The 24,573-nt window shown below is 72.7% G+C and carries 19 protein-coding genes; 9 read left to right on the top strand and 10 right to left on the bottom strand.

From position 1 onward, the window contains the following. Positions 1-19: 19 nt before the first annotated feature. On the top strand, positions 20-1,273 hold the full coding sequence (locus ACIRR8_RS15430; RefSeq protein WP_404064110.1) for an ROK family protein: 1,254 nt from the start codon (positions 20-22) through the stop codon (positions 1,271-1,273). A 40-nt stretch (positions 1,274-1,313) separates the two neighbouring features. On the opposite strand, the gene xylA is transcribed toward ACIRR8_RS15430, so the two are convergent. Continuing rightward, a complete protein-coding gene (xylA, locus tag ACIRR8_RS15435; RefSeq protein ID WP_404064113.1) occupies positions 1,314-2,480 on the bottom strand; it encodes a xylose isomerase in 1,167 nt (388 codons plus the stop codon). A gap of 215 nt (positions 2,481-2,695) precedes the next feature. Between xylA and xylB the strand changes: the two genes are divergently transcribed. The 4 genes from xylB to ACIRR8_RS15455 all read left to right on the top strand — a co-directional run bounded on the left by xylB (position 2,696) and on the right by ACIRR8_RS15455 (position 8,026). Next, positions 2,696-4,177, top strand: a complete 1,482-nt coding sequence (xylB, locus tag ACIRR8_RS15440) for a xylulokinase (RefSeq protein WP_404064116.1) — start codon at positions 2,696-2,698, stop codon at positions 4,175-4,177. A 70-nt stretch (positions 4,178-4,247) separates the two neighbouring features. Further along, the gene (locus ACIRR8_RS15445; RefSeq protein ID WP_404064119.1) at positions 4,248-5,528 is read left to right on the top strand and encodes a VWA domain-containing protein; all 1,281 of its coding nucleotides are present in this window, start codon (positions 4,248-4,250) and stop codon (positions 5,526-5,528) included. Continuing rightward, entirely contained in the window at positions 5,528-6,364 is an 837-nt protein-coding gene (locus ACIRR8_RS15450; protein ID WP_404064121.1) for a hypothetical protein, read from the top strand. The genes ACIRR8_RS15445 and ACIRR8_RS15450 overlap by 1 nt, the downstream gene beginning before the upstream one ends. 81 nt (positions 6,365-6,445) lie before the next feature. Continuing rightward, on the top strand, positions 6,446-8,026 hold the full coding sequence (locus ACIRR8_RS15455; RefSeq protein WP_404064124.1) for an aspartate:alanine exchanger family transporter: 1,581 nt from the start codon (positions 6,446-6,448) through the stop codon (positions 8,024-8,026). 48 nt (positions 8,027-8,074) lie between these two features. On the opposite strand, the gene ACIRR8_RS15460 is transcribed toward ACIRR8_RS15455, so the two are convergent. Beyond that, on the bottom strand, positions 8,075-8,290 hold the full coding sequence (locus ACIRR8_RS15460; RefSeq protein ID WP_404064126.1) for a DUF6243 family protein: 216 nt from the start codon (positions 8,288-8,290) through the stop codon (positions 8,075-8,077). 148 nt (positions 8,291-8,438) lie between these two features. After that, positions 8,439-9,158 (bottom strand): GNAT family N-acetyltransferase, encoded by a 720-nt coding sequence (locus ACIRR8_RS15465; RefSeq protein WP_404064129.1) that lies wholly within the window; start codon positions 9,156-9,158, stop codon positions 8,439-8,441. A gap of 221 nt (positions 9,159-9,379) precedes the next feature. Here ACIRR8_RS15465 and ACIRR8_RS15470 point away from each other — a divergent pair, with 221 nt between their 5' ends. Beyond that, positions 9,380-10,747 (top strand): cytochrome P450, encoded by a 1,368-nt coding sequence (locus ACIRR8_RS15470; protein ID WP_404064131.1) that lies wholly within the window; start codon positions 9,380-9,382, stop codon positions 10,745-10,747. Between the two features lie 48 nt (positions 10,748-10,795). On the opposite strand, the gene ACIRR8_RS15475 is transcribed toward ACIRR8_RS15470, so the two are convergent. The 7 genes from ACIRR8_RS15475 to ACIRR8_RS15505 form a co-directional block, all read right to left on the bottom strand. Then, positions 10,796-11,770, bottom strand: coding sequence for an ABC transporter substrate-binding protein (locus tag ACIRR8_RS15475; RefSeq protein WP_404064134.1), 975 nt, complete (start codon positions 11,768-11,770; stop codon positions 10,796-10,798). A gap of 1 nt (position 11,771) precedes the next feature. Next, positions 11,772-13,757, bottom strand: coding sequence for an ABC transporter permease (locus tag ACIRR8_RS15480; protein ID WP_404064136.1), 1,986 nt, complete (start codon positions 13,755-13,757; stop codon positions 11,772-11,774). Further along, the gene (locus ACIRR8_RS15485) at positions 13,757-14,863 is read right to left on the bottom strand and encodes a glycine betaine/L-proline ABC transporter ATP-binding protein (protein WP_404064139.1); all 1,107 of its coding nucleotides are present in this window, start codon (positions 14,861-14,863) and stop codon (positions 13,757-13,759) included. Before ACIRR8_RS15485 ends, ACIRR8_RS15480 begins: the two co-directional genes overlap by 1 nt. Then, positions 14,860-16,479: a GMC family oxidoreductase gene (locus ACIRR8_RS15490; RefSeq protein WP_404064142.1), complete on the bottom strand. Its 1,620-nt coding sequence runs from the start codon at positions 16,477-16,479 to the stop codon at positions 14,860-14,862. The genes ACIRR8_RS15485 and ACIRR8_RS15490 overlap by 4 nt, the downstream gene beginning before the upstream one ends. A gap of 97 nt (positions 16,480-16,576) precedes the next feature. Next, a complete protein-coding gene (locus tag ACIRR8_RS15495) occupies positions 16,577-18,079 on the bottom strand; it encodes an aldehyde dehydrogenase family protein (protein WP_404064145.1) in 1,503 nt (500 codons plus the stop codon). Between the two features lie 256 nt (positions 18,080-18,335). After that, complete coding sequence (locus tag ACIRR8_RS15500) at positions 18,336-19,598, bottom strand: cytochrome P450 (RefSeq protein ID WP_404064148.1); 1,263 nt, start codon at positions 19,596-19,598, stop codon at positions 18,336-18,338. Further along, positions 19,595-20,896 (bottom strand): cytochrome P450, encoded by a 1,302-nt coding sequence (locus ACIRR8_RS15505; protein ID WP_404064151.1) that lies wholly within the window; start codon positions 20,894-20,896, stop codon positions 19,595-19,597. The genes ACIRR8_RS15500 and ACIRR8_RS15505 overlap by 4 nt, the downstream gene beginning before the upstream one ends. Before the next feature lie 351 nt (positions 20,897-21,247). Between ACIRR8_RS15505 and ACIRR8_RS15510 the strand changes: the two genes are divergently transcribed. The 3 genes from ACIRR8_RS15510 (at position 21,248) to ACIRR8_RS15520 (ending at position 24,519) form a co-directional block, all read left to right on the top strand. Then, positions 21,248-22,015, top strand: coding sequence for a response regulator transcription factor (locus ACIRR8_RS15510; protein WP_404064154.1), 768 nt, complete (start codon positions 21,248-21,250; stop codon positions 22,013-22,015). After that, entirely contained in the window at positions 22,012-23,982 is a 1,971-nt protein-coding gene (locus ACIRR8_RS15515; RefSeq protein WP_404064157.1) for a sensor histidine kinase, read from the top strand. Before ACIRR8_RS15510 ends, ACIRR8_RS15515 begins: the two co-directional genes overlap by 4 nt. A gap of 111 nt (positions 23,983-24,093) precedes the next feature. Continuing rightward, on the top strand, positions 24,094-24,519 hold the full coding sequence (locus tag ACIRR8_RS15520) for a hypothetical protein (RefSeq protein WP_404064351.1): 426 nt from the start codon (positions 24,094-24,096) through the stop codon (positions 24,517-24,519). The last annotated feature ends 54 nt before the right edge of the window (positions 24,520-24,573 follow it).

A 24,573-nucleotide genomic window follows, 5' to 3' on the forward strand; every position in this document is an offset into this window, starting at 1 on the left:
GCATAGGCTCGGCGACGATATGAAGAGCATCCTCACTCCGCTGGGGCCCAAGGCCGACAAGGACACCGTGCGACGGCACAATCTGAGCCTGGTACTGCGCGCCGTGCGGGACGAGGGCGAGAGCGGTGAGGCGACCCGCGCCGGAGTGGCCGCTCGGGTCGGACTGACCCGGGCCGCGGTCTCCTCGCTCGTCGAGCAGCTCATGGAGAGCGGGTTCCTCACCGAGTCGGGCAAGACGTTCAGCGGCCAGGCCGGGCGTCCCGGCACCGCGCTCAAGGTGGCCCGCACCGGTCCCGCCGGACTCGGTGTGGAGATCAACATCGACTACGTCTCGGTCTGCGTCGTCGACCTCGCGGGCACCGGCCGGGTCCGGCAGACCGAACACCTCGACAACCGGGGCGCGCCCGCCGAGGACGTGCTCGCCCGCGCCGCCGCGATCGCCGCGCGGACCCTGGACTCGGCGCGCGAGCAGGAGCTACGCCCGGTGGGCGCCGCGCTGGCGCTGCCCGGCCTGGTCTCCGGCGGCGCGGTACGGCAGGCCCCCAACCTCGGCTGGAACGAGGTACCGGCGCAGGCCCTCTTCGGCGACGCGCTCGCCGCGCTGCGCCCCGGCCGCCCCGTGCTTCCGGTCGCCTCGGAGAACGAGGCCAATCTCGCCGCGCTGGCCGAGCTGTGGTTCGGCGGCCTCGGTGACGTACGCAGCTTCCTGTATCTGACCGGTGAGATCGGCGTCGGCGGCGCGCTGGTGCTGGGCGGCGAACTGCTGCGTGGGGCGCACGGGTTCGCCGGGGAGATCGGGCATGTGGTGGTGGACCCGGACGGGCCGGAGTGCCGGTGCGGGTCCAGGGGCTGCCTGGAGCAGTACGCCGGCCAGAGCGCGCTCCTGCGGGCGGCCGGGGTCGACGGGCCGGAGGCCGGGGGCGGCTCCGGCGTGCTGGAGCTGGAGCGGCGCGCGCGGGCCGGGGACGGGCGGGCGGTGGCGGCTCTCGCCGAGGCGGGGCGGATGCTGGGCCGGGTGGTGTCGGGGGCGGTGAACCTGGTCGACCCGGACGCGGTGGTGCTCGGCGGGATCTACCGGGGGCTGATGCCGTGGCTGGCGCCTCCGGCCGACGAGGAGCTGACCCGCCGGGTGGTGTCGGGGCTCTGGTCCCCGGGCAGCGGCCGGCTCCGCGCGTCGTCGGTGGCGGGGGACGCGGCGCGGGGCGCGGCGGCGCTGGTGGTGCAGGACGTGCTGGACGACCCGGTGGCGTACGCGGAGCCGTCGGACGGGTGAGCCGGAAGGCCCGCGCCTCCCGGCTCACCCGTCCGTCGTGTCAGCGCACCGCGAGCAGGTGGTCCATGGCCAGCTGGTCCAGCGCCTCGAAGGCCATGCCGCGTGTCGCGGCGGCCTCCACGTCGAACTCCTCGTACGCCGTGCGGTCGGCGAGCAGGGCGGCCAGGCCGTCCCCGGCGGTGGGCCGCGCCAGCTCGTCCAGGCGGGAGGCGCGCAGCGCGGCCCGGACCTCGGGGTCGGCGCGGAAGGCCGCCGCCCGCTCCTTGAGGATCAGGTAGTTGCGCATGCACCCGGCGGCCGAGGCCCAGACGCCGTCGTAGTCCTCGGTGCGCGGCGGCTTGAAGTCGAAGTGGCGCGGGCCCTCGTAGCCGCTCTCCAGCAGGTCGACGAGCCAGAACGCCTGGCGCAGGTCGCCGGCGCCGAAGCGGAGGTCCTGGTCGTACTTGATGCCGGACTGGCCGTTGAGGTCGATGTGGAAGAGCTTGCCGGCCCACATGGCCTGGGCGATGCCGTGCGGGAAGTTGAGCCCGGCCATCTGCTCGTGCCCGGTCTCCGGGTTGACGCCGACCAGTTCGGGCCGCTCCAGGCGCTCGATGAAGGCGAGGGCGTGGCCGATGGTGGGCAGCAGGATGTCGCCGCGCGGCTCGTTCGGCTTGGGCTCGATGGCGAAGCGGAGGTCGTACCCCTGCTCGGTGACGTACTCGCCGAGCAGGTCGAAGGCCTCCTTCATCCGGTGCAGCGCGAGGCGTACGTCCTTGGCGCCGCCGGACTCCGCGCCTTCGCGGCCGCCCCACGCGACGAAGGTGGTGGCGCCGAGCTCGGCGGCCAGGTCGATGTTGCGCAGGGTCTTGCGGAGCGCGTAACGGCGTACGTCGCGGTCGTTGGCGGTGAACCCGCCGTCCTTGAAGACCGGGTGGGTGAAGAGGTTGGTCGTCACCATCGGCACGACGAGGCCGCTCGCGTCGACGGCCTGGCGGAACCGCTTGACGATCGCCTCGCGCTCGGTCTCCGGCGCGCCGAAGGGGATCAGGTCGTCGTCGTGGAAGGTCACACCCCAGGCACCCAGCTCGGCGAGGCGCTGGACGGACTCGACGGGGTCGATGGCCGCGCGGGTGGCGTCGCCGAAGGGGTCGCGGCCCTGCCAGCCCACGGTCCACAGGCCGAAGCTGAACTTGTCCTCGGGGGTGGGGGTGAAGCGTTCCGTCATCGTCGTCCGACCGCCTTCGCCTGCCGTCGGGGCTGGGCCGGAAGCCTTGAGCCCCTATTTGTTCAGTGTCATGACTAATCATGCACGGGGTCGCCGTCCGGCGTAACCCCCTGGTCGGCGGCGGGTGGCTCCGGGGCCTGTTCCCGAGGCCGCGCATCACGTAATTTGTTCGCGGCACAGCCGAATGAGCCCGATCCCCGCGAAAGAGGCCGCCCATGTCGTCCCGTACCGTCGTCATCGGCGTGGACAGCTCCACCCAGTCCACCAAGGCCGCCGTGATCGACGCCGTGACCGGCGAGCAGCTCGCGGTGGGCCGCGCCCCGCACGTCGTCACCGGCGAGGGCGGCGCCCGGGAGAGCGATCCGGAGGTCTGGTGGCGGGCGCTCGGTGACGCGGTGGCGGCCGGACTGAAGGAGTCGGGCCTGCCCGCACGCTCGGTCACCGGGATCGCGGTGGCCGGACAGCAGCACGGGCTCGTCGTGGTGGACCGCTCGGGCCGTCCGCTGCGGCCCGCGCTGCTGTGGAACGACACCCGCTCCGCTCCGCAGGCCGCCGCCCTCACCGCCTCGCTCGGCGGTCCTGACGCCTGGACCGCGCGGACCGGTTCCGTACCGGTCGCCTCGATCACCGCCTCCAAGTGGCAGTGGCTGCGCGAGAACGATCCGGAAGCGGCGAAGGGAGCCGCGGGCGTACGGCTGCCGCACGACTTCCTCACCGAGCGCCTCGCGGGCGTCGCGGCGACCGATCCCGGGGACGCCTCCGGCACCGGCTGGTACGCCACCGCCACCGGCGCGTACGACCCGGAGTCGCTGAACCTCCTCGGCCTGGACCCGGCCCTCCTCCCCGAGGTCGCACCGACCGGGGCCACCCGGATCGGCTCGCTCACCGACGCGGCGGCCGAGGCGCTCGGGCTGCCCGCCGGGATCGCGGTCGCGGCCGGGACCGGCGACAACATGAGCGCGGCCGTGGGCCTCGGGCTCGGCGGCGCCGGGCTGCTGGACCACCCGGTCCTCTCCCTCGGCACCTCCGGCGTGGTCTTCGCCGCCTCCCGCACCCGCTCCACCGCACCGGCGCTCTCCGGGTTCGCCGCCGCCGACGGCACGTACCTCCCGCTGGCCTGCACCCTCAACTGCACGCTCGCCGTGGACAAGGTCGCCTCGCTGCTCGGCCTGCACCGCGAGGACACGACCCCCGGTGGCGAAGCCGTACTCCTGCCGTACCTCGACGGCGAGCGCACGCCCGACCTGCCGACCGCCTCCGGGCTCCTCACCGGACTGCGCCACGACACGACCCCGCAGCAACTGCTCGGCGCCGCCTACGAAGGCGCGGCCGTCACCGTGCTGCGGGCTCTGGACACATTGCTACGGGCCTGCGGCCTGGACCCGGACGCACCCGAAGTGGCCGCCCGTCCGCTGCGGTTGATCGGCGGCGGCGCGCAGGGACGGAGCTGGGTGGAGACGGTGGGCCGGCTCTCCGGACGCCCGCTCGTCATCCCGGCGGGCGGTGAGCTGGTCGCCCTGGGCGCGGCAGCGCTCGCCGCGTCGGCCGCGGGCGGCGGCGACCCGGTGGCGCTCGCGACCTCCTGGGGTGCGGGCGACACGGGCAGTCAACTGGACGCCCAGGAGAGGGACATGGAGACCTGGCAGCGGGTCACCTCGGTACTGGACCGGGCCGCGGAGCCGCTGCTCGGCGGCTGAGGGACGAGCCGGGTCCGGCGGCTCAAGGCCCCGGTTGGGAATACGAACTGATTTTCCATAAGATCCGGCGATGATCACAAGAAATCGGCTGACGACCGGGGTGTGCATAGCGCTGGCCACCCTGGCCGCCGGGCTCGGCTCCGTGCTCCCCGCAGCCGCCGACGAACCACCGGCCACCTCCGCTCCCAAGGTCGAACTCGTCCTCGACGTCAGCGGCTCCATGCGCACCCGCGACATCGACGGCCAGTCCCGGATGACCGCCGCCAAGCAGGCGTTCAACGACGTCCTGGACGCGGTGCCCGAAGAGGTCCACCTCGGCATCCGCACGCTCGGCGCCGACTATCCGGGCGACGACCGCAAGGTCGGCTGCAAGGACACCGCGCAGCTCTACCCGGTCGGCCCGCTGGACCGCACCGAGGCCAAGACCGCCGTCGCCACCCTCGCGCCCACCGGCTGGACCCCGATCGGCCCCGCGCTGCTCGGCGCGGCCGACGACCTCGAAGGCGGCGAGGCGACCCGCCGGATCGTCCTCATCACGGACGGCGAGGACACCTGCGGCCCGCTCGACCCGTGCGAGGTGGCCCGCGAGATCGCCGCGCGCGGCACGCACCTGGTCATCGACACGCTCGGCCTGGTGCCGAACGCCAAGATCCGCCAGCAGCTCACCTGCATCGCCGAGGCGACCGGGGGCACGTACACGGCCGTCCAGCACAAGGACGACCTCTCGCGCCGCGTGAAGCAGTTGGTGGACCGGGCGGCCGAGCCGGTCGTGACCCCGGTCGCCACCGAAGGCGCGGACAGCTGCTCCGCCGCGCCCGTGCTGAAGCCGGGCCTCTACACCGACCGCCAGGTGATCGGTGAGCACCGCTGGTACCGGGTCGACGTGCTGCCCGGCCAGGAGCTGCGCGCCTCGGTGAGCGTGGCGGCCGACCGTGCGGTCGACGACGACTACGGCGTGCTGCTGCGCGCGGCGACGGATGCCGGACGCGAGATCGTCCGGGGCGAGGCGTCCGGCACCGGACGTACGGATGTGATCTCGTCCGGCCTGCGCTACCCGAAGGCCGAGATCGAGGACGGCGACAACGACAGCGGCAAGCCCGCCGCCGAGACGGTCTGCCTCCAGCTCTCCCACGCCTTCTCCGCGCCCGCCTCGGTGAAGCGGACGCCCGGTCTGCCGGTCGAGCTGACCGTGGACGTGGTGGACGGACCGGACCAGGCGTCCGACGTGGCGGCCTTCGGGCTCGGCCGCGGCTGGTGGCTGCTCGGCGTCCTCGTCCTGGCCGGACTGGTCGCGGGGCTGCTGTTCGGCTGGATCTCGCGCTGGCGCATCGCCGTATGGAGGACCAACTGATGGTGACGACGACTTCCCGCCGCGCCCGTGGCGTTCGGCGCGCGTTCGCCGGTGCGCTGCTCGCCGGGCTGACCCTGCTCACCTCGGCGGGCACGGCCGTGGCCGACGACCCGTCGGCGAGCGCGAGCCCCGGCGACGAGGGACCAGGGCCCACCGAGGCCGGCACCACGTTCCGTACGGCGACCGCGCTCCAGCAGGGTCGGACCGGCACCGCGCAGGCGTCGTCGGGCGACTACCTGTACTGGGTGTTCCCGGCCGACGCCGGACAGCGCGCCACCGTGAAGGCGACGGTGAAGCTGCCTACGAGCGAGGTGGAGCGCTCGGGCTCCACCTGGCAGATCGACGTGTACGACGGGCTGCGCCGCCGCCAGGCGTGCCAGTACGGCCACCAGACCAGGAAGGCGGCGGCCGACGCTTCGGCGGTCGAGCTGTCCTGTGTGCTGCGCACCGTACGGTCCTGGTCCGAGCCGTGGTCGAATGACCCGCTGCCGGGCAGCTACTACGTGCGGCTGACGGTGGTGAACCTCCCGGCCGACGACCTGGGCCTGCCGTTCGAGGCCGAGGTCCGGGCCGACATGGTGGACGCCGGCGGCGCCCACCACGTGGACGGCACGCTCGCAGAGCCGCTGGTGCCGGGCATCTCGGTGACGGACGCGTCGGGAGCCACGCAGGCCCGGACCACCGGTGAGCCGGAGGACGGCTGGGCCTCGGGCTGGTGGACGACCCGCTGGCTGTGGACGGTGGGCGGCGGCGTGCTCGCCGCGCTCGCTGCCGTGTTCGGCTACTCGCTGACGCGCGGCCGCGGCCGCCCGGCGCACGTGCCGCACGGGGCCTGACGCTCCTTGATGTCAGGTGGCGGCCTCCCCGCTCCTCGAAGATCCTGAACGGGTTCGCTTCGAGACGGGGAGGCACCGCCGGTGTGGCAGTTCTTCGCGGACAACCCGTGGGTGACCGTGTTCGCGGTGGTCACGCTCGGCGCACTGCTCGGCATGGTGCGCTTCGGCCCGGTACGGCTGGGAGCGGCCGGTGTCCTCTTCGTCGGCCTCTTCGTGGGCGCGCTGGACGAGGACATCGCCGCCGCCGTACCGGCCGGGGTGTCGGCGCTGGGTCTGGCCCTGTACGTGTACACGGTCGGGCTGGAGTCGGGGCCCGCGTTCTTCCGTGAACTGCGCGGCCAGCTGGCGGTGATGGCCGGGGCGGTGGTGGCCCTCGCGGTGACGGCGGTGGTGGTCGGCCTGGTCGGACACGGCTGGTTCGGGATCAGCGGCCCGTTCCTGGCGGGCGGGTACGCGGGCATCGGGACGACCACTCCGGGCCTGGCCGCCGCCCAGGACGCCTCGGCGGACCCGACCCAGCCCGCCGTCGGGTACGCCATCGGCTATCCGCTGGCCGTGGTGATCACGATCCTGTTCCTCGCGGCCGTCGCGGCCCGCCGCCACTGGGCCGCGCGCCGGGACCCGGACTCGGGCCTTCCGTCCACGCTCGTCACCCGTACGGTCCAGGTGGCCCGCGAAACCCGCTGGGCCGAGGTCCCCGGAGTGGCCGGCCACCGGGTGCTGGCGAGCGAGTACCGCCCCGCCGGGGCCACCACCCGGGTCGCCCGGCACCTGGACCGCCTGTCCCCCGGCGACCAGGTCGTCCTGGTGGGCGGCGAGGACGACGTGCGGAAGGCGACGGAGGCGCTCGGCGCTCTCGCCCCGCGCGACCTGCTGGACGACCGCTCCACGGTGGACTACCGGCGGGTCCTGCTCACCAATCCGGAGCTGGCCGGGCACACGGTCGCCGAACTGGGTCTGGGCGAGAAGTACGGGGCCGTGGTGAGCCGGGTCCGGCGCGGCGACTTCGACATGCTGGCCCACGACGACCTGCTGCTCCAGCTCGACGACCGGATCCGGGTGGTGATGCCGCGCGAGCGGACGGGTGAGGTCACCACGTACTTGGGCGACACGGAGGCGAAGGTCAGCGAGGTGAGCGCGGTCAGCCTGGGCCTGGGTCTCACGCTGGGCTTCCTGATCGGCATCCCGTCCCTCACGCTCGGCTCCACCACGCTGGCGCTGGGCACGGGTGCCGGCCCGCTGGTGATGGGCATGATCCTCGGCTGGCGCCGCCGCACGGGCCCGCTCGTCTGGACCCTGCCGACCCGCGCCAACCTCACCCTGCGCCAGATCGGCCTGCTGCTCTTCCTCGCGGTGGTGGGGCTGACCTCGGGCTACTCGTTCCGCGAGAACGTCTTCTCGCTCTTCGGCCTGAAGCTGGCGGCCGTGCTGGCGATCGGCGCGGTGGTGAGCTATTCGCTGATGGTGCTGATCGCGAAGGGGCTCGGCCAGAGCCGGCAGCGGACGATGGGGCTGCTGTCGGGCTATGTGGGCAACCCGGCGCTCGTGGCGTACGCGAACAGCCGCGCGAGCGACAGCCGGATCAACAACGGCTACTCGACGCTCTTCGCGCTGGCCATCCTGGTCAAGATCGTCTGCATCCAGCTGATCGTGGGGCTCTGAGCCGGTCCCTGCCCGGCTCCCCGGGGGCGATCGCCGGGTCGGGCGGTCTCAGCTCTGTGCGGTGTCGTCGTCCGACTGCCCGGCCCTCTCGGCCGCGCCCGCCTTCTCCCGCATCTTGCGCACCAGCTCCGCCTTCCGGTCGGCCGCGTTCTGACGGTCGAGGTTGCGGTGCGGGCCGTTGTTCTGCCGTTCCGCGCGGGACTGCCGCTTGCGCTGACCGCCGCCCTGGCCGACGGGGTTGTTGATGTTCTTGCTGTCGGTCACGGGTTCTCCCGGTCGATGAAGTGAAGTGATCTACGGATGCGGCGGTGAAGGACGTCAGCGGGGCCCGGCACGCTCTCACCCGTCCGTCGGCGCCTGGAAGAACACCCCGAAGACGTTACCCGGTCCGCGGGGAGCCCTCGGACCGCCCTCACCGCAGCCGTACGCTCAGCTGGGCCCCCAGCTCCCGGTAGCCCAGCGCCGCCGCGACCCGGCGGGAGGCGGCCGGCCGGGCCCGCCACTGCGGGAGCAGTCCGGCGGCGAGGGCATGGGCGGTGGCCTCGGACGCCACCTGCCGGGCGAGGCCGCGGCCCCGTGCGTCCGGTGCGGTCAGGACGCAGAGGTGGGCGGTGTCGCGCGGCCAGTGGGCGTAGCCGGCGGCGGCGAGGACCCGCGCGCCCTCGTCCCGCACGGCGAAGACCGGTGAGGTGATCTCCTCCAGCCCGCTCTCCCCCGCGTCCGCCTCCCCCGCCTCCTCCGACAGGGCTCGCAGCGCCGTGTCACCGGGGGTCAGGCGCTCGGTCGGGGTGTCGGTGGGCCCGGGCGGGCGGAGGGCGTCCGGGGTCAGGTAGGCGAGGACCGCAGGGCCGAGGGTGTCGGACACCGGGAGGAGGGCGGTGAGGGCCGCCGGATCGGTGAGGCGTGTGGCGGGGAGGCCGTTCAGGGCCGTTCGCACGGAATCGGCCGCCCGGTCGGTGGGCGTGGTGATCAGGGCCGTGTCCCCGATGGTCACCACGCCCACCCAGGACGGCGGCGCCAGGGACGAGCCCGGGGAGACGCATACTCCGGGAGTTCCGAAGGCGGCGTCCGGTGCGGCTGCCAGCTCCCGCCACAGCGCCCTGGCGCGGTCCGGCGTTGCATCGATCGACATGACGGGATTGTCACATGAGAGGGAAAATCTGCCGTCATCTTTTGTTCGAACCTGGTGGCCGCTGCGACTACGCTCGACAACTCGCGTACTCCACGAGGCTGATGACGGATTCCGGCCACGCCGGACCGGCGCCCTGGCGGAGTACCGCCCTCATCGCGTTCGATGAGGTTCGAACGATGGCGCGCCACCCGTGGCGCATCCCAGGGAGCGGAGTCCTTTCGATGTCCACGCAGACCGGCCCGGCGCTCGACACCCCGTCCCGCGGCCATGAGATCGTCGCGGGCCCCAAGGGGCTGCCGCTGCTCGGGAACCTGCCGCAGTTCGGTAAGAACCCCCTCACCTTCTTCGAACTCCTGCGGGGGCACGGGGACATGGTGCGGTGGCGGTTCGGACGCAACCGGTGCGTGTTCATCGCCGATCCGGAGTGCATCGGCGAGTTGCTGACCGAGACGGAGGGCACGTTCGACCAGCCCTCGCTCGGCGTCGCGTTCCGGGCCGTCATGGGCAACGGCATCATCGTGGCGCGCGGCCGGGACTGGCGGCGTAAACGTTCGCTGGTGCAGCCCTCGGTGCGACCCAAGCAGGTCAAGTCGTACGCGGCCACCATGGCGTCCTCCGCGGTGGACCTGGCCGACACCTGGTCGGACGGCCAACGCGTCGACATCAAGCGGGAGATGGCGGCTCTGACGCAGAAGATAGCGGTGCGCACCATCTTCGGCGTGGACACTCCGGCGGACTCGGAGGCGATGGGCCGGGCGATGGACGTCGCCCAGATGGAGATCGGCAAGGAGTTCGCCGGGATCGGGGCGTTGCTGCCGGACTGGGTGCCGACTCCGGGCCGGGCGCGGATCAGGAAGGCGGCGGCTGTGATCGACGCCGAGGTGGGCCGGGTCGTGGCCCGGCACCGGGACGGCGAGACCGAACGGCCCGATCTGCTCAGCCGGTTGCTCACCGCCGTCGACGAGAGCGGCACGCGGCTCAGCGACGAGGAGATCCGCGACGAGACGGTCACCCTGTACATCGGCGGCCATGAGACGACGAGTTCGACACTGGTGTGGGCCTGGTACCTGCTCTCCCGCAACCCGCGCGTCCGCGAGGCGCTCACCGAGGAGCTGGACCGGGTGCTCGGCGACCGGGAGCCCGAGTTCGACGACTACGCCCGACTCACGTACGCCCAGGCGGTGGTGAAGGAGACCCTGCGCCTCTATCCGACGATCTGGCTGATCACCGGCGTCGCGAAGGAAGGAGCGACGATCGGAGGCCTGCCGATGGCCGAGGGCACCCGGGTGTGGACGAGCCAGTGGGCCACGCATCGCGACGCGCGGTGGTTCCCCGAGCCGGAGGAGTTCCGGCCGGAGCGCTGGGACGCCACGGGCGGCGACGAGATCGCGGAGTACGCGTGGTTCCCGTTCGGCGGCGGACCCAGGGTGTGCATCGGTACGCGCTTCGCGATGGTGGAGGCGGTCCTCATCCTGGCCGTACTGGCCCGACGCTTCGACCTGGACGTCGACCCGGGCACCGTCGAGCCCGTACCCAGCCTGACGCTTCAGCCGGACCGGGATGTGCTGGCGACGGTGCGCGCGCGGTAGCCGGTCCGCTGGGCGCCCGGCTCCGTCACGGAGCCGGGCGCCGGGCCGTCAGCTCCGGGGAAGCCACTTCTTCCAGACGTCCGGGTGGCGGTCGATCCAGCGCTTCGCCGCCTCCTGCGGTGTGAGCCGCTGGGAGGCGATCATCTCGGAGACCTCGTTCTGGTCCTTCTCCGACCACCGGAACTTCTTGAGGAACGAGGCCGCGTCACCGCCGCGCTCGACGAAGTCGGCGTTGAGGAACTTCTGCAACGGCGTCGTCGGATAGGCGCAGTCGATGTCCTTCGGGTCCTTGGCCGCGCACTCGTCGGTGTACTCGGGGAGCTTCACCTCGACCATCGGCACCTCGTTGAACAGCCACTGCGGCTGGTACCAGTAGCTCAGGAAGGGCTTCTTCTCCTTGGCGAACTGCTGGATCTGGGTGATCTGGGCCGCCTCGGAGCCGGCGAAGACCACCTTGTAGTCCAGGTCCAGGTTCTTCACCAGGGCCACGTCGTTGGTGACGTAGGACGGCGAGCCGTCCATGAGCTGGCCCTTGCCGCCGCTCTCGGCGGTCCGCAGTTCCTTCGCGTACTTGTTGAGGTTCTTCCAGTCCGTGACGTCCGGGTTCTCGTCGGCCCAGTACTTCGGCACGTACCAGCCGATGTGGCCGGTCACGCCGAGGTCGCCGCCGCGGACGATGGTCTTCTTCTCGTCGACGTACAGCTTCTCCTGGTCCGGGTGGCCCCAGTCCTCCAGGATCGCGTCGACGCGGCCCTGGCTGAGGGCGTCCCAGGCGGGAACCTCGTCGGTCTGGACGAGGTCGACGCGGTAGCCGAGCTTCTCCTTGAGGAGTTGTTCGGCCACGGCGACGTTCGCCTGCGCGCCGACCCAGGACTGGACGGAGAGGGTCACCGTCTTGACCCCGGCGGGTGCGGCGAACGGGGAGGACTGCTTCGTCATGTCGGCGGCGCCGCAGCCCGCCGTGGTGAGCAGTGCGGTGGCCGAGGCGAGCGCCACGAGCAGGCGTGTTCGGGAGCGGTTCATCTCAGCTCTCCTGTCGCTGGCGGCGGATGGTGGGCTGGGTGACCCGGTCGAGCATCAGCCCGAGGCAGACGATCGCCGCTCCGGCGACCAGCCCGGTGGCCAGGTCGCCCTGGGCGAGGCCGAGGACGACCTCGTAACCGAGTGCGCCGGAGCCGACGAGTCCGCCGATGATGACGACCGCGAGGACCAGGACCACCGCCTGGTTGACGGCGAGCAGCAGGGAGGGCCGGGCCAGCGGGATCTGGACCTGGCGCAGTTGCTGGCCCGGCGTCGCGCCGAGCGAGCGGGCGCACTCCATCGCGGCCGGGTCGACGCCCCGCAGGCCCTGCGTGGTGATGCGGACGACGGCGGGCAGCGCGTAGACGACGGCCGCCGCGGCGGCGGGGGCGCGGCCGACGCCGAAGAGGGCGACGACCGGGATCAGGTAGACGAACTGCGGCATGGTCTGGAAGATGTCCAGAACCGGTCGCAGCAGCCGTTCCAGGCGTTCGCTGCGGGCCGCGCCGATCGCGATGGCGAAGCCGATGACCAGGGTCACCGCCACGGCGGCGAGCACCTGGCTGAGCGTGTCCATCGAGGGCTCCCAGACGCCGAGCACGCCGATCGCGGCCATCGCGAGGACGGCGGTGGCGGCGGTCCGCCAGGTGCCGATGGTCCAGGCGAGCGCGGCGACGATGAGCAGCACCGACCACCAGGGCAGGCCGGTGAGTCCGCTGCGCAGCGGGTTGAGGACGCCGCTGGTGAAGTGCGAGGCCAGGTCGGCGGTGCCGCCGACGACGGGCACGCCGGTGTAGAGGTGGTCGACCATCCAGTCCTTGGCGGTGTTCACCGGTCCGGCGATGGCCACGGTGACGTCGTCGGGCCAGACGCGGCCGTCGGTGAGCCGTCCGACGAGGGCCACGGCGGCGGTGGCCACGGCGACCAGGGTCCAGCCGCGCCAACCGCGCAGCAGGGCCGGGCCGGTGGGCTCGGCGCCGATGCGGCGGCCGGCCGCCTCCGTCGTACGGTCCAGGACGACGGCCAGCAGCACGATCGGGATGCCGGCGGCGAGGGCGGCGCCCACGTCGACGGAGGAGAGCGCCTGGTAGACGCGGTCGCCGAGGCCGCCGGCGCCGATCACGGAGGCGATGACGGCCATGGAGAGCGCCATCATGATGGTCTGGTTCAGGCCGAGGAGCAGTTCCTTGCGGGCCAGCGGGAGCCGGGCGCTCAGCAGCCGCTGCCGTCCGGTCGCGCCGAGCGAGGCCACGGCCTCCATGACGCCGCCGTCCGCGCCGCGCAGGCCGAGCGCGGTGAGCCGGGCCATCGGCGGAGCCGCGTACACGACGGTGGCGAGGACCGCTCCGGGCACGCCGATGCCGAAGATCAGCACCACGGGCAGCAGGTACGCGAAGGCGGGCAGCACCTGCATGGTGTCGAGCACCGGACGCAGGATGCGGAAGACGCGGTCGGAGAGGCCGGCGGCCAGGCCGAGGAGAAGGCCGAGGACGACGGAGGCGAGGACGGCGACCACCATCAGCGCGAGCGTCTGCATGGTCGGCACCCACATGGAGAGCAGCCCGCAGGCCAGGAACGACACGGCCGCCGTGAGCGCGAGCCGGATGCCCGCGACCCGCCAGGCGACGGCGGCGGCGAGCACGGTGACGCCGGCCCAGCCGAGGGCCAGGAGCAGCAGGTAGACACCGCGTACGGAGAGGACGACGGCGTTGCTGATGTGGCCGAAGAAGTAGAGGAAGAGGGGGTGGTCGTCCCGGTTGGAGACGATCCAGTCGGTGACGTCGCCGAGCGGCCCGGACAGGTCGGCGGTGAGCGCGTCCGGCCAGATGCCGCCGCCCCAGCGGCTGTGCGCGAGCGGGACGAGGATGACGGCGGCGAGCGCGAGCAGCAGGAGCTTTCCGGCAGCCGGGCGCTCGCGGAGGGCGGCCAGCGGGCCTCGGCGCTCGCCCGCTCGCGCGGGGCGGACCGGGGTTGCCTGGGCGGTGGCCATCAGACGGTCACCTCGCGGGTGCCGTCCGGGGCGTCGGGGGCGTGGACAGCGGCCGTTCCGGCCACCACGTCCAGCAGGCGGGCCTGGTCGACGACGCCGACGAGCCGGCCTTCGTCCATCACCCGGGCGGCGGGGTCGCCGGAGCGGGAGACCGCTTCGATGGCCTCGTACACGGTGGCGTCGGGGCGCACGGCCGGGCCGCGTTCGCTCTCTCCGGCGAGCGGCGGGCGCATCGCGGTGGCGACGGTGAGGACCTGTTCGCGCGGCACGTCCCGGACGAACTCGCGCACGTAGTCGTCGGCGGGCGAGCCCACGATCTCCTCGGGCGTGCCGAGCTGGACGATGCCGCCGTCGCGCATGAGCGCGATCCGGGTGCCCAGGCGCAGCGCCTCGCTGAGGTCGTGGGTGATGAAGACCATGGTGCGGCCCTCCTCGCGGTGCAGCCGGACCACCTCGTCCTGCATCTCGCGGCGGATCAGCGGGTCCAGCGCGCTGAACGGCTCGTCGAAGAGGAGGACGGACGGGTCGACGGCGAGTGCGCGGGCGAGGCCGACGCGCTGCTGCTGACCTCCGGAGAGCTGGGACGGACGGCGGTCCTCCAGGCCGGCGAGGCCGACCTTCTCCACCAACTCGGCTGCCTTGGCGCGGCGTTCGCCCTTGCTCAGGCCCTGGATCTCCAGGCCGTAGGCCACGTTGTCCAACACCGTGCGGTGCGGCAGCAGTCCGAAGTGCTGGAAGACCATCGCGGCGCGGTGGCGGCGCAGTTCGCGCAGCCGGGCGCGGTCCATCGCGAGGACGTCCTCGCCGTCGATGGCGAGCGTGCCGCTGGTGGGCTCGATCAGCCGGGTCAGACAGCGGACGAGGGTCGACTTGCCGGAGCCCGACAGGCCCATGACGACGAAGACCTCACCCTTGCGGACGTCGAAGGAGACATCGCGTACGGCGGCGGTGCAGCCGGTGGCCTCGCGCAGTTCGGCGGGCGGGAGCGAGGCGTGCTCGCTGCCGGGGACGCGGTCGGCCTTGGGGCCGAAGACCTTCCAGAGGTTGCGTACGGAGAACACGGCGTCGTCCGTGCTCTCCACGCTCTGCTTCTCGGTTCCGGTCATCGGACATCGCCTCCGGTGCTGGTACTGGTGCTGGTGACCGGAGCGGCGGTGTGCACCTGTCCGGCGAGGAGTTCGGCGCACTTCTCGCCGACCATGAGGACGCCGATCATCGGGTTGACGGCGGGCATGGTCGGGAAGACGGACGCGTCGGCGATCCGGATCCCGTCCAGGCCGCGGATGCGCAACTGCGGGTCCACGACCGCCTCTTGGTCGTCGGTGGCGCCCATCCTGCAGGTGCCGGCCGGGTGGTAGACGGTGTGGGCGACCTTGCGGGCGTACTCGCTGATCTCCTCGTCGGAGGTGACCTCGGGGCCGGGGCAGACCTCGCGCTTCAGCCAGTGGGCGAGCGGTTCGGTGGCGGCGATCTCGCGGGCGAGCCTGATGCCGTCGACCAGGGTGCGGCCGTCGTGGTCGTCCTCGTCGGTGAAGTACCGGAAGTCCAGAGCCGGCTTGACCTCGGGGTCGGCGCTCGTGAGGTAGAGGCGGCCGCGGCTGCGCGGCTTGGGGATGTTCGGCGTCATCGACACCCCGTGCTCGGGCTTCTCGTAGCCGAGGCGCTCGGGGTTGTCGGTGAACGGGATCTGGTAGAAGTGGAACATCAGGTCCGGGCCCCGGGATCCGGGGTCGCGGCGGACGAAGAGTCCCGCGTCGGAGTCCATCGCGGAATTCTCCGGAATGGGTCCGTCGGTCTCCCAGACGATGACGGACTCCGGGTGGTCGAGCAGGTTCTCGCCGACGCCCGGCAGGTCGTGGCGCACCTCGATGCCGAGCGCCTCCAGGTCCTCGCGCGGTCCGATCCCGGAGTGCAGCAGCAGCCGGGGCGTGTCCACCGCGCCCGCGCAGACGATGACCTCACGGGCGGCGCGCAGCAGGATCTCCTCGCCGTCCTTCGTCCGGACGTGTACGCCGGTGGCGCGGGTGCCGTCGAACTCCAGGCGGTACGCCCACGTCTCCAGCAGGATGCGGAGGTTCGGGCGGTCGCCGGCCTCGATGTGCGGGTGGAGGTAGGCGACCGACGCGGAGGAGCGCTTGTTGTTCTCCGGGTGGTAGGCCAGGTCGAAGAAACCGACGCCTTCGTGGAACGGCTTGCTGTTGAAGCTGTCCACGCGCGGGACCCCGGCCGCCGCCTGCGCGGCGTCGACGAAGTCGCGGGCGATGGCGTTGCGGTCCTTCTCGTCCACGGGCACGATGTTGTTGCGCAGCTTGGCGAAGTACGGGTCCATCGCGGCCGCGTCCCAGCCCTCGGCGCCCGCCTCGGCCCACTCGTCCCAGTCGCCGGGCAGCGGCTTGAAGCTGATCAGCGTGTTGTGCGAGGAGCAGCCGCCCAGCACCCGGGCGCGGCTGTGGCGGATGTGCGAATTGCCGCGCGGCTGCTCGGTGGTGGGGTAGTCGTAGTCGAGGTCGCCGCCGAGGAGGCCGAGCCAGCGGCGCAGCGTCAGCACGTCGTCGCGGTCGATGTCGGTCGGGCCGCCCTCGATGACCGTGACGCTCACGTCGGGGTCCTCGGTGAGCCGGGAGGCGATGACCGATCCGGCGGTGCCGCCGCCGACGATCACGTAGTCGGCCACGGGGCCTTCGGGGTCGGGGACCGCGGTGCTGCGGGGGGTGGGAGGCATCGGTCACTGCTCCTTCTGCAAGGTTCGTGCATGTGCGTGGTGCTGCGAACAGCCGGGCGGGGCCCCGGGGTTGCTGTGAACGGGGCCCCCGCAGGTGTCAGCCGGCGAACCAGCGCTGGGGGCGCGGGTTGAGGTTCTGGTAGATGTGCTTGGACTCGCGGTACTCGGCGAGGCCGGTGGGGCCGAGCTCTCGTCCCGTACCGGACTTGCCGAAGCCGCCCCACTCGGCCTGCGGGAGGTAGGGGTGGTAGTCGTTGATCCAGACGGTGCCGTGGCGCAGCCGTCCGGCGACCCGGCGGGCCCGGCCCGCGTCCGTGGTCCAGACGGCGCCGGCGAGGCCGTAGTCGGTGTCGTTGGCCAGCGTGATGGCCTCTTCCTCGGTACGGAAGGTCTCGACGGTGAGGATCGGGCCGAAGGTCTCCTCGCGGACCACCTTCATCTCCCGGTGGCAGCCGCCCAGGACGGTCGGCCGGTAGAAGTAGCCGCCTTCGGGGCGTACATCGTTGGGCTTCGGGCGTTCGCCGCCGGCCCGGACGACCGCGCCTTCCTCGCGGGCGGAGGCGACGTACGCCTCGACCTTGGCGAGCTGCTGGGCGGAGACGAGCGGGCCGCACTCCACACCGTCGAGGGTGCCCCGGCCGAGGCGGATGGCGTCGGCGCGGCGGGCCAGCTCGGTGACGAACCGTTCGCTGACCGTGTCCTGGATGATCAGACGGGCGCCGGCGGAGCAGACCTGGCCGCTGTGGAAGAAAGCCGCGTTCAGGGCCTGGTCGACGGCGGTGTCGAAGCCGTCCTCGGTGGCGCAGGCGTCGGCGAAGACCACGTTGGGGTTCTTGCCGCCGAGCTCCAGAGCCACCTTCTTCACGGTGGGGGCTGCCGCCTGCGCCACCTTCGTACCGCTGGCGAGGCCGCCGGTGAAGGAGACCAGATCGACGTCCGGGTGCTCGGAGAGCCGGGCGCCGACCGGGTCGCCCGCGCCGGTGACGAGGTTGGCGGCGCCGTCGGGCAGGCCGGCCTCGGCGAGCAGCTTGATCAGGTGGACGGTGGAGAGCGGGGTGACCTCGCTGGGCTTGAGCACGAAGGTGTTGCCTGCGGCGAGGGCCGGGGCGATCTTCCAGCTGGCCTGGAGAAGGGGGTAGTTCCAGGGAGCGATGAGGGCGCAGACGCCGACGGGCTCGTGCACGACGATGCTGTGGACGTCGGGGTCGCCCGCGTCGACGACCCGGCCGCCGCTCTCGTTCATCACGAGGTCGGCGAAGTAGCGGAAGGCGTTCGTCACGTCGTCCACGTCGACCCGGCCCTCTTCGAGGGTCTTGCCGGTGTCGCGGCTCTCGGTGATCGCGATCTCCTCGCGGTCCCGCTGGAGGAGGTCGGCGACCCGGCGCAGCAGCCCGGCGCGCTCGGCGACGGGCTTGTGCGGCCAGGGGCCGTCGTCGAAGGCGCGCCGCGCCGCCGCGATCGCCGCATCGGTGTCCGCGACGCCGCCCTCCGCGACGACGGCCAGGACGGTGGCGTCGGCGGGGTCGAGGATCTCGCGCGTGGCGCCTGATCCGGCAGCCCGCCAGGTGCCGTCGATGTGGATGGTGCTGAGCGCCGACATGTCGTTTTTCGCCTTCCGTACCCGAAATGCCCCCGTTCGGTTCGGACGGGGGCGTACTGCGCGGCGGACCGGGGTACGGCCACACCAGCGGTCCGGGCCCCTCCCCCGTCCGCCGGAATGTATGCGAAGAATTTCACTCTGCGTGACGCACCTCACTCGGAGATGCGTGCGGACACCTGCGGGTGTCCCGCCAGGGTGCCGCGTCGGGGAGCTCGTGGACGGCGTACGGCGAACCGTTCCGGAGCCCCCCGGGGTCTCAGCCCAGGAGCACCGGGAAGGCCACCATGTCGTTCTGGGTCATCACCGGCAGCTTGGTGATCTCCGCGTCCGGGATCGCGAGGCGCAGCCCGGGGAAGCGGGCGAAGAGCGCGGGCAGGGCGACGGCCGCCTCGACGCGGGAGAGCGCGGCACCGGGGCAGATGTGCGGGCCGTGGCCGAAGGTCATGTGGCGGTTGCGGGTGGCGCGGGTGATGTCGAAGGCGTCGGCGTCCTCGCCGTGCTGCCCGGTGTCGCGGCCGATGGCGCGGTAGGAGATGACGACGCCTTCGCCTTCCTTGATCACGGTGTCGCCGACGGTGATGTCCTCGGTCGCGAACCGCATCAGGAGGTGGGTGGTGGGCGTGTCCCAGCGCAGCGTCTCCTCGATCACCGCGTCCCAGCCGACCTCGCCGGACAGCACCTTCGCCAGCTGGTCCGGGTGGGAGAGCAGCGCACGTACGGCGTTGAGGATGAGGCCGATCGTCGTCTCGTGCCCGGCGGCGACCATCGCCTTCAGATTGCCCACCACCTCCTCCTCGGTGAGCGGCTCGCCGCCCTCCTCGGCCAGGATCAGCGCGCTGGTCAGGTCGTCCGTCGGGTGCGCGGTCTTCTCGCGTACGAGGTCGGTGTAGAAGACGTCCAACTCGGCCAGCAACGCGAGGCGTTCGTCCTGCGGGGTGAGCATGGAGAAGAACGCCTTGTACTGCCGGGTCAGCATGGCGTGCTGCGACTCGTCGACGCCCATCAGCATGCCGACCACCTTCATCGGCAGCGGCTGGGCGAAGACCGCCTTCAGGTCGACGACCCCGTCCTCGCCGCGCGCCGCGTCGAGGCGGTCCAGCAGTTCGTCGGTGAACTTCTCGATGGCGGGGCGGATCGCTTCGAGCCGGCGCGGGGTGAGCGCCTGCGAGGTCTTGGTGCGCAGCCGCCGGTGCTCGGCCCCGTCCACGGTGAACATGGACCGCCCGGCGTCGATCATGCCGATCAGCGGCCAGGCACGTGTCACCACTCCGCTCCGCCACAGGCCCCAGGCGTCAATGTCCTTCACCAGCCGTGGATCCACCAGGAGTTGGCGCGCCTCGGCGTGGCGGGTGACCGTCCAGGCGGGGACGCCGAGCAGCTCGATCCGGGCGAACACACCGGCGTCACGCAGCCGTGCGGTCTCTCCGTCGAGATCCTGGACCATGGGGTCGATGGTGATCGCCCCGGCACCGAGGTCTGCTGCGGCGGTGCCGGCGGCGCCGGCGTGCGGGCATGTCACAACGCGTCTCCTGTCGTGCGTACGGGGGTGAAGCGGACGGGCAGTGAGGTCATCCCGCGCAGGAAGGCGGAGGGCCTGCGCACCAAATCCGCCGCGGGGACCGCCAGTTCGAGGTCGGGCAGCCGGTCGAGGAGGACTTCGATGCCGGTACGGGCGATGATCTCGGCGATCTCCTGCGCGGGGAAGGGGCAGCGGTACTCGCCGTGACTGAACGCCATGTGGGCGTTGTTGCCGCCGCGCCCGGAGCGGACCACCAGATCCGTGACCTGCTGGCGGATGTGCGGGTCGCCGTTGGCGGCACCGAGACCGAGGAGGAGCATGTCGCCGCGCTCGATGTTCTGGCCGCCGAGCCGGGCGTCGCGCGCGGCCCACCGGCCGGCCAGGATCTGGGTCGGCGCGTCCTCCCAGAGCACCTCGTTCATGGCCTCGGCGACGCTGTGCCGGCCGCCGGAGAGGGCGTCGGCGAACTGGTCCTCCGTGAGCATCAGCCGGGTGGAGTTGCTGATCCAGTCGGCGGTGGGGAGGTGGCCGGCGGCCGTGACGGCCATGAGGTCGAGCGCGTACTCCTCGTCGGTGAACGGGGCCGGGTGGGCCAGCATCCGCGAGGTCACGTCGTCGCCGGGGCGTGCCCGCTTGGCCGCGACGAGCCGGTGCATGTGCTCACCGAAGCGGAGGTGCGCCTTCTGGGCTCCGGGGCCGCCGTCGGCCAGATCCTTGAGCACCTGGGCGATGTCGGCGCCCTCGTCATCGGGGAAGCCGACGAGGCGGGCGAGGACGAGGACGGGGAGCGGCTCGGCGAACTCGGCGACCAGGTCGGCGGTGCCGCGGCTGCACACGGCGTCGATGAGCCGGTCCGCCAGCTGCTCGCAGTGCTGCCGGATCTCGAAGGGGTCGGCGGCTTCGAGCGCGGGGACGACCATCTCCACATGGCGCCGGTGCTCGGCTCCGGCGGTGAAGTAGATGGACGGCATGGGAGTGCCGACCATGGGCAGCAGCGGCCAGTCCGCGGGGATGTTCTCCCATTGGTTCCACAGGGAGACGTCCCGGGGGAACAACTCCCCGTCGCTGGTGACCTGGTGGAGCTCCCGGTAGCCGATCACCAGCCAGGCGGGGAATCCGCCGGGCAGCTCGACCGGGACGACGGGGCCGTGATCGCGCCGCATGGTGCGGTAGAGCGCCTGCGGTTCGGTGTGGAAGCCGGGTCCGCTGAGCGGAACGGCTCCCGTGCCGTGGCCCATGGGGCAGCCACCGCCTTCACCGGCCGAGGGCGCGGGCATGGCGGACGAGGGGTTCGTCATCGTACGGACTCCAGTGGCGACGGCTTCGCGCGTTGCGACCATACGATCAACGCGGCACCACTATAAGGAGGTTCGGTGAACCGGAGGGGCCGAATCACGCGCTTTTCTGCATGGTCTTGGCCGCTCGCACCTACCGAGTTGACCGCTCTCGTACGACATCTGCACAGGTTTGATCACAAGATCGACATTGGAACCGGTGCCTCCGGTTCAGGGCCGAGCAGGGAGTGGCGGCTCCAGGTGGCGTGGACGACCACCAGCCGCCGCCCTTCAGCCCACCCGGCTCCTCCCCCGCTTCCGTGTTCCGGAACCCGCCCCGGCCCCGCACCGCAGCCGCGCTCTACGATCGGGGGCGTGTGCGCAGACGTCATAGTTGCCGAGGACGACGAGAAGCAGGCCGAGCTCGTACGCCGCTATCTGGAGCGGGAAGGACACGCCGTACGGATCGTGGGCGACGGGCTCGCCGCGCTCGACGCCGTCCGGAACCGGGAGCCCGACCTGCTGGTGCTCGATGTGATGATGCCTCGGGCGGACGGTCTCGACGTGGTGCGCGTGCTGCGGGCCGAGGCGCGGGAGCTGCCGGTGCTGATGCTCACCGCGCGGTCCACCGAGGACGATCTGCTGCTCGGGCTCGACCTCGGCGCGGACGACTACATGACCAAGCCGTACAGCCCGCGCGAGCTGATGGCCCGGGTCCGTACGCTGCTGCGCCGCGCCCGGCGGCCGGGTGGTGCGGCATCAGCGGCCGACGACCACGTGCTGCGGGTGGGTGGGCTCGTGGTCGATCCGGAGCGGCACGAGGTGACGGTGGACGGCGAGCCGGTGGAGTGCACCCGGGGCGAGTTCCGGATCCTGGCCGCGCTGGCGGCCGGTCCGGACCGGGTGTTCAGCCGTCAGCGGCTGCTGGAGGAGCTGCACGGCTTCGACCGCTACATCAGCGACCGGACGGTCGACGTGCACGTGATGAACCTGCGCAAGAAGATCGAGCCCGCGCCCCGGCGGCCGGTGCGCCTGCTCACCGTCTTCGGGGTCGGCTACAAGCTGACCGATCCGGCGAAGGAGCGCCGGCGAGTGACGACAACGCCGCGAGGTGCGGCACCGGACCCCGCGAGCCCGGCATGATCGGCAAGACACCCCCCAGGGCCTCGCGGGTGCCGTTGCGGCGGAGTCTGCTGGGGCGGCTGCTCGGGGTGTCGGCGCTGGTCGCCGCGTGTTCGGTGGCGGCCACCGCCTGGCTGGCCGTCCAGACCACCTCGGGTGCGATTCTGCAGGAGCAGGGCCAGAACCTGACCGCCGACGCCCGCATCTACGACACGCTGCTCGGTTATGCCGCCCGCAACCGGACCTGGGACGGGGTGGACGCGACGGTGCGGGAGCTGGCCGAGCAGTCGGGCCGCCGGGTGGCGCTCACCATGCAGAACCGGCAGCCGCTCGCCGACTCCGCCACCGCGACGACCCCGCCCGCGCTGCCGCCGGAGGCCTCGGCGGTGGTCGACCCGCTGTCCGTGGACACCGTGCTCGCCGCCCGGTCCACCGAGGGGCAGGGCACGGCCGCGGACCGGATCGACCCGCGGGCGGTGGGGCCGTTCCTGCTGCCGGCGGCCGAGCGTACGGCGCTGCGGCGGATGGCCGACCGGAACGCGGAGTGCCTGAACCGGGCGGGGATCGCCTCCGACGTGGTCGTCGGACCGAGCGGCCGGCCCCGGGTGCAGATGGTGGGCAACGACCCCGAACGGGCGCTCTCCACCAAGTGCGAACTCTCGGATCTGGACGCGCCCACCGCGACGGAGCGCAAGGCGCTGGACGCGCTCAACGGGCTGGCCGACGCCTGCTTGAAGCGCCAGGGGCGCGAAGGCGTGCGGCTGAACAGGGGCCTTTACTGGGGCAAGGAGATCGCCGTCACCGAGCCACGTCAGCTGCCGGGCGACGCGCGCGAGGCGCGCCCCGCGCCGGCCGTCGAGCCGCCCCGGGAGTTCACCGGGGAGGACGACCGGGCCATCGCCTCGTGCGTGGGGACGGCGCGCAGCGAACAGCTCAGCTCGTACGTGGCCTCCCCCGCGCTCCTGTTCATCGGGGACGAGGGCGGCGCGACGGTGCCCGGCTTCGACCTCTCCCCCGCCAACACCGCGAAGATCGCGGGCGCGGCGGCGCTGGTCCTGGCGTTGACCGTGGGCGCCTCGGTACTCGCGGGCGCCCGGCTGGTCCGCCCGCTGCACGCGCTGACCGGGGCGGCGCAGCGGATGCGGGACGGCCAGGAGCACGCCTCCGTGCCGGTGTCGGGGGACGACGAGATCGGCCGGCTGGCCGCCGCGTTCAACGACATGTCCGCGCACCGGGCGCGCCTGGAGGAGCAGCGCAAGGCGATGGTCAGCGATGTGGCCCATGAGCTGCGGACGCCGTTGAGCAACATCCGGGGCTGGCTGGAGGCGGCTCAGGACGGCCTGGCCGACCCGGATCCGGCGTTCGTCTCCTCGCTGCTGGAGGAGGCGGTGCAGCTCCAGCACATCATCGACGACCTCCAGGACCTGGCCGCCGCCGACGCGGGGGTGCTGCGCCTGCACCCCGAACCGGTGCGCGTCGGAGAGCTGTTGAGCCAGGTCGCCGCCGCGCACCAGGCCCGCGCGGAGACGGCCGGGGTCACGTTGACGGTGGAGGCGGGGGCGGGGGCGGGGGCGGCCACGACGGTGCCCGCGGACCCGGTCAGGCTGCGGCAGGCGGTGGGGAACCTGGTCTCCAACGCCCTACGGCACACACCGGCGGGCGGGACGGTGACGCTGCGCGCGTACGGAGAGGAGAGCGGGCGGCTGCCGGACGGGTCCGGTGGTGTGGTGATCGAGGTGGCGGACACCGGGACCGGCATTCCGGCCGGGGACCTCCGTCACGTCTTCGACCGCTTCTGGCGTGCGGAGAAGTCCCGCAGCCGCCGTACGGGAGGCAGCGGCCTCGGTCTCGCCATCGTCCGGAAGCTGGCCGAGGCGCACGGCGGAACGGCGAGCGCGACCAGTACGGAGGGAGAGGGCTCGGTCTTCACGCTCCGGCTCCCGGCCGCCGGTCCCGTGGGTCCTGATGGGATGACGACAGCGCCCTGACAGATTCCTCATAACTCCCCGACAGCCTGGCTCCCTGCCCCGTACCCGGTGCACAACGGCACCGGGCCGCCACGGGGCGACGCATGGAATGGAGCCATCCGTATGACCGCTTTGACCGCTCGCCTCACCCTGCGCACCGCCGTGCTCGCCGCCGTCGCGGCGGGCGCGGTGCTGATCCCGTCCACCGCCGCCTTCGCCGACGCGACGCCGAAGCCCTCGGCGCCCGCCGACAGCGCCCAGGAGGTGTCGCCGGAGCGGGCGAAGGCAGCCGAAGCCGCCAAGGCGGCCAAGGCCGCCGAGGCCGCCCGCCCCTCCGCCGCCCCCCGTGGCGGCGTCGCGGCGGGCGACCGCCCGGCACCCGCGGCACCCCGTGAGGCCGCGTCCGCCCCGGCGGTCGCGCCGCGCGGTGGCGTGGCGGCCGGTGAGCGGCCGGCCGGCACCGGCGACCACGGCACGACGGCCCTCGCCGGCTCGGTGGCGGGGTTCGCGCTGCTCGCCGGTGCGGGCACCTTGGTGCTGCGCCGCCGCAACGGCTGACCGGTAGTCACCCCTCACCACCCACACCGACCGTGGCGCCGTCCCGTACCCGGG

The sequence above is a fragment of the Streptomyces sp. NPDC101178 genome (genome assembly GCF_044767965.1).
GTDB lineage: Bacteria > Actinomycetota > Actinomycetes > Streptomycetales > Streptomycetaceae > Streptomyces.

Coding starts and splice junctions, on each gene's coding strand:
- ACIRR8_RS15485 (WP_404064139.1), bottom strand. CDS start 14,863: ATGACCGGAACCGAGAAGCAGAGCGTGGAGAGCACGGACGACGCCGTG.
- ACIRR8_RS15445 (WP_404064119.1), top strand. CDS start 4,248: ATGATCACAAGAAATCGGCTGACGACCGGGGTGTGCATAGCGCTGGCC.
- ACIRR8_RS15495 (WP_404064145.1), bottom strand. CDS start 18,079: ATGTCGGCGCTCAGCACCATCCACATCGACGGCACCTGGCGGGCTGCC.
- ACIRR8_RS15450 (WP_404064121.1), top strand. CDS start 5,528: ATGGTGACGACGACTTCCCGCCGCGCCCGTGGCGTTCGGCGCGCGTTC.
- ACIRR8_RS15515 (WP_404064157.1), top strand. CDS start 22,012: ATGATCGGCAAGACACCCCCCAGGGCCTCGCGGGTGCCGTTGCGGCGG.
- ACIRR8_RS15480 (WP_404064136.1), bottom strand. CDS start 13,757: ATGGCCACCGCCCAGGCAACCCCGGTCCGCCCCGCGCGAGCGGGCGAG.
- ACIRR8_RS15470 (WP_404064131.1), top strand. CDS start 9,380: ATGTCCACGCAGACCGGCCCGGCGCTCGACACCCCGTCCCGCGGCCAT.
- xylB (WP_404064116.1), top strand. CDS start 2,696: ATGTCGTCCCGTACCGTCGTCATCGGCGTGGACAGCTCCACCCAGTCC.
- xylA (WP_404064113.1), bottom strand. CDS start 2,480: ATGACGGAACGCTTCACCCCCACCCCCGAGGACAAGTTCAGCTTCGGC.
- ACIRR8_RS15475 (WP_404064134.1), bottom strand. CDS start 11,770: ATGAACCGCTCCCGAACACGCCTGCTCGTGGCGCTCGCCTCGGCCACC.
- ACIRR8_RS15465 (WP_404064129.1), bottom strand. CDS start 9,158: ATGTCGATCGATGCAACGCCGGACCGCGCCAGGGCGCTGTGGCGGGAG.
- ACIRR8_RS15430 (WP_404064110.1), top strand. CDS start 20: ATGAAGAGCATCCTCACTCCGCTGGGGCCCAAGGCCGACAAGGACACC.
- ACIRR8_RS15505 (WP_404064151.1), bottom strand. CDS start 20,896: ATGACGAACCCCTCGTCCGCCATGCCCGCGCCCTCGGCCGGTGAAGGC.
- ACIRR8_RS15490 (WP_404064142.1), bottom strand. CDS start 16,479: ATGCCTCCCACCCCCCGCAGCACCGCGGTCCCCGACCCCGAAGGCCCC.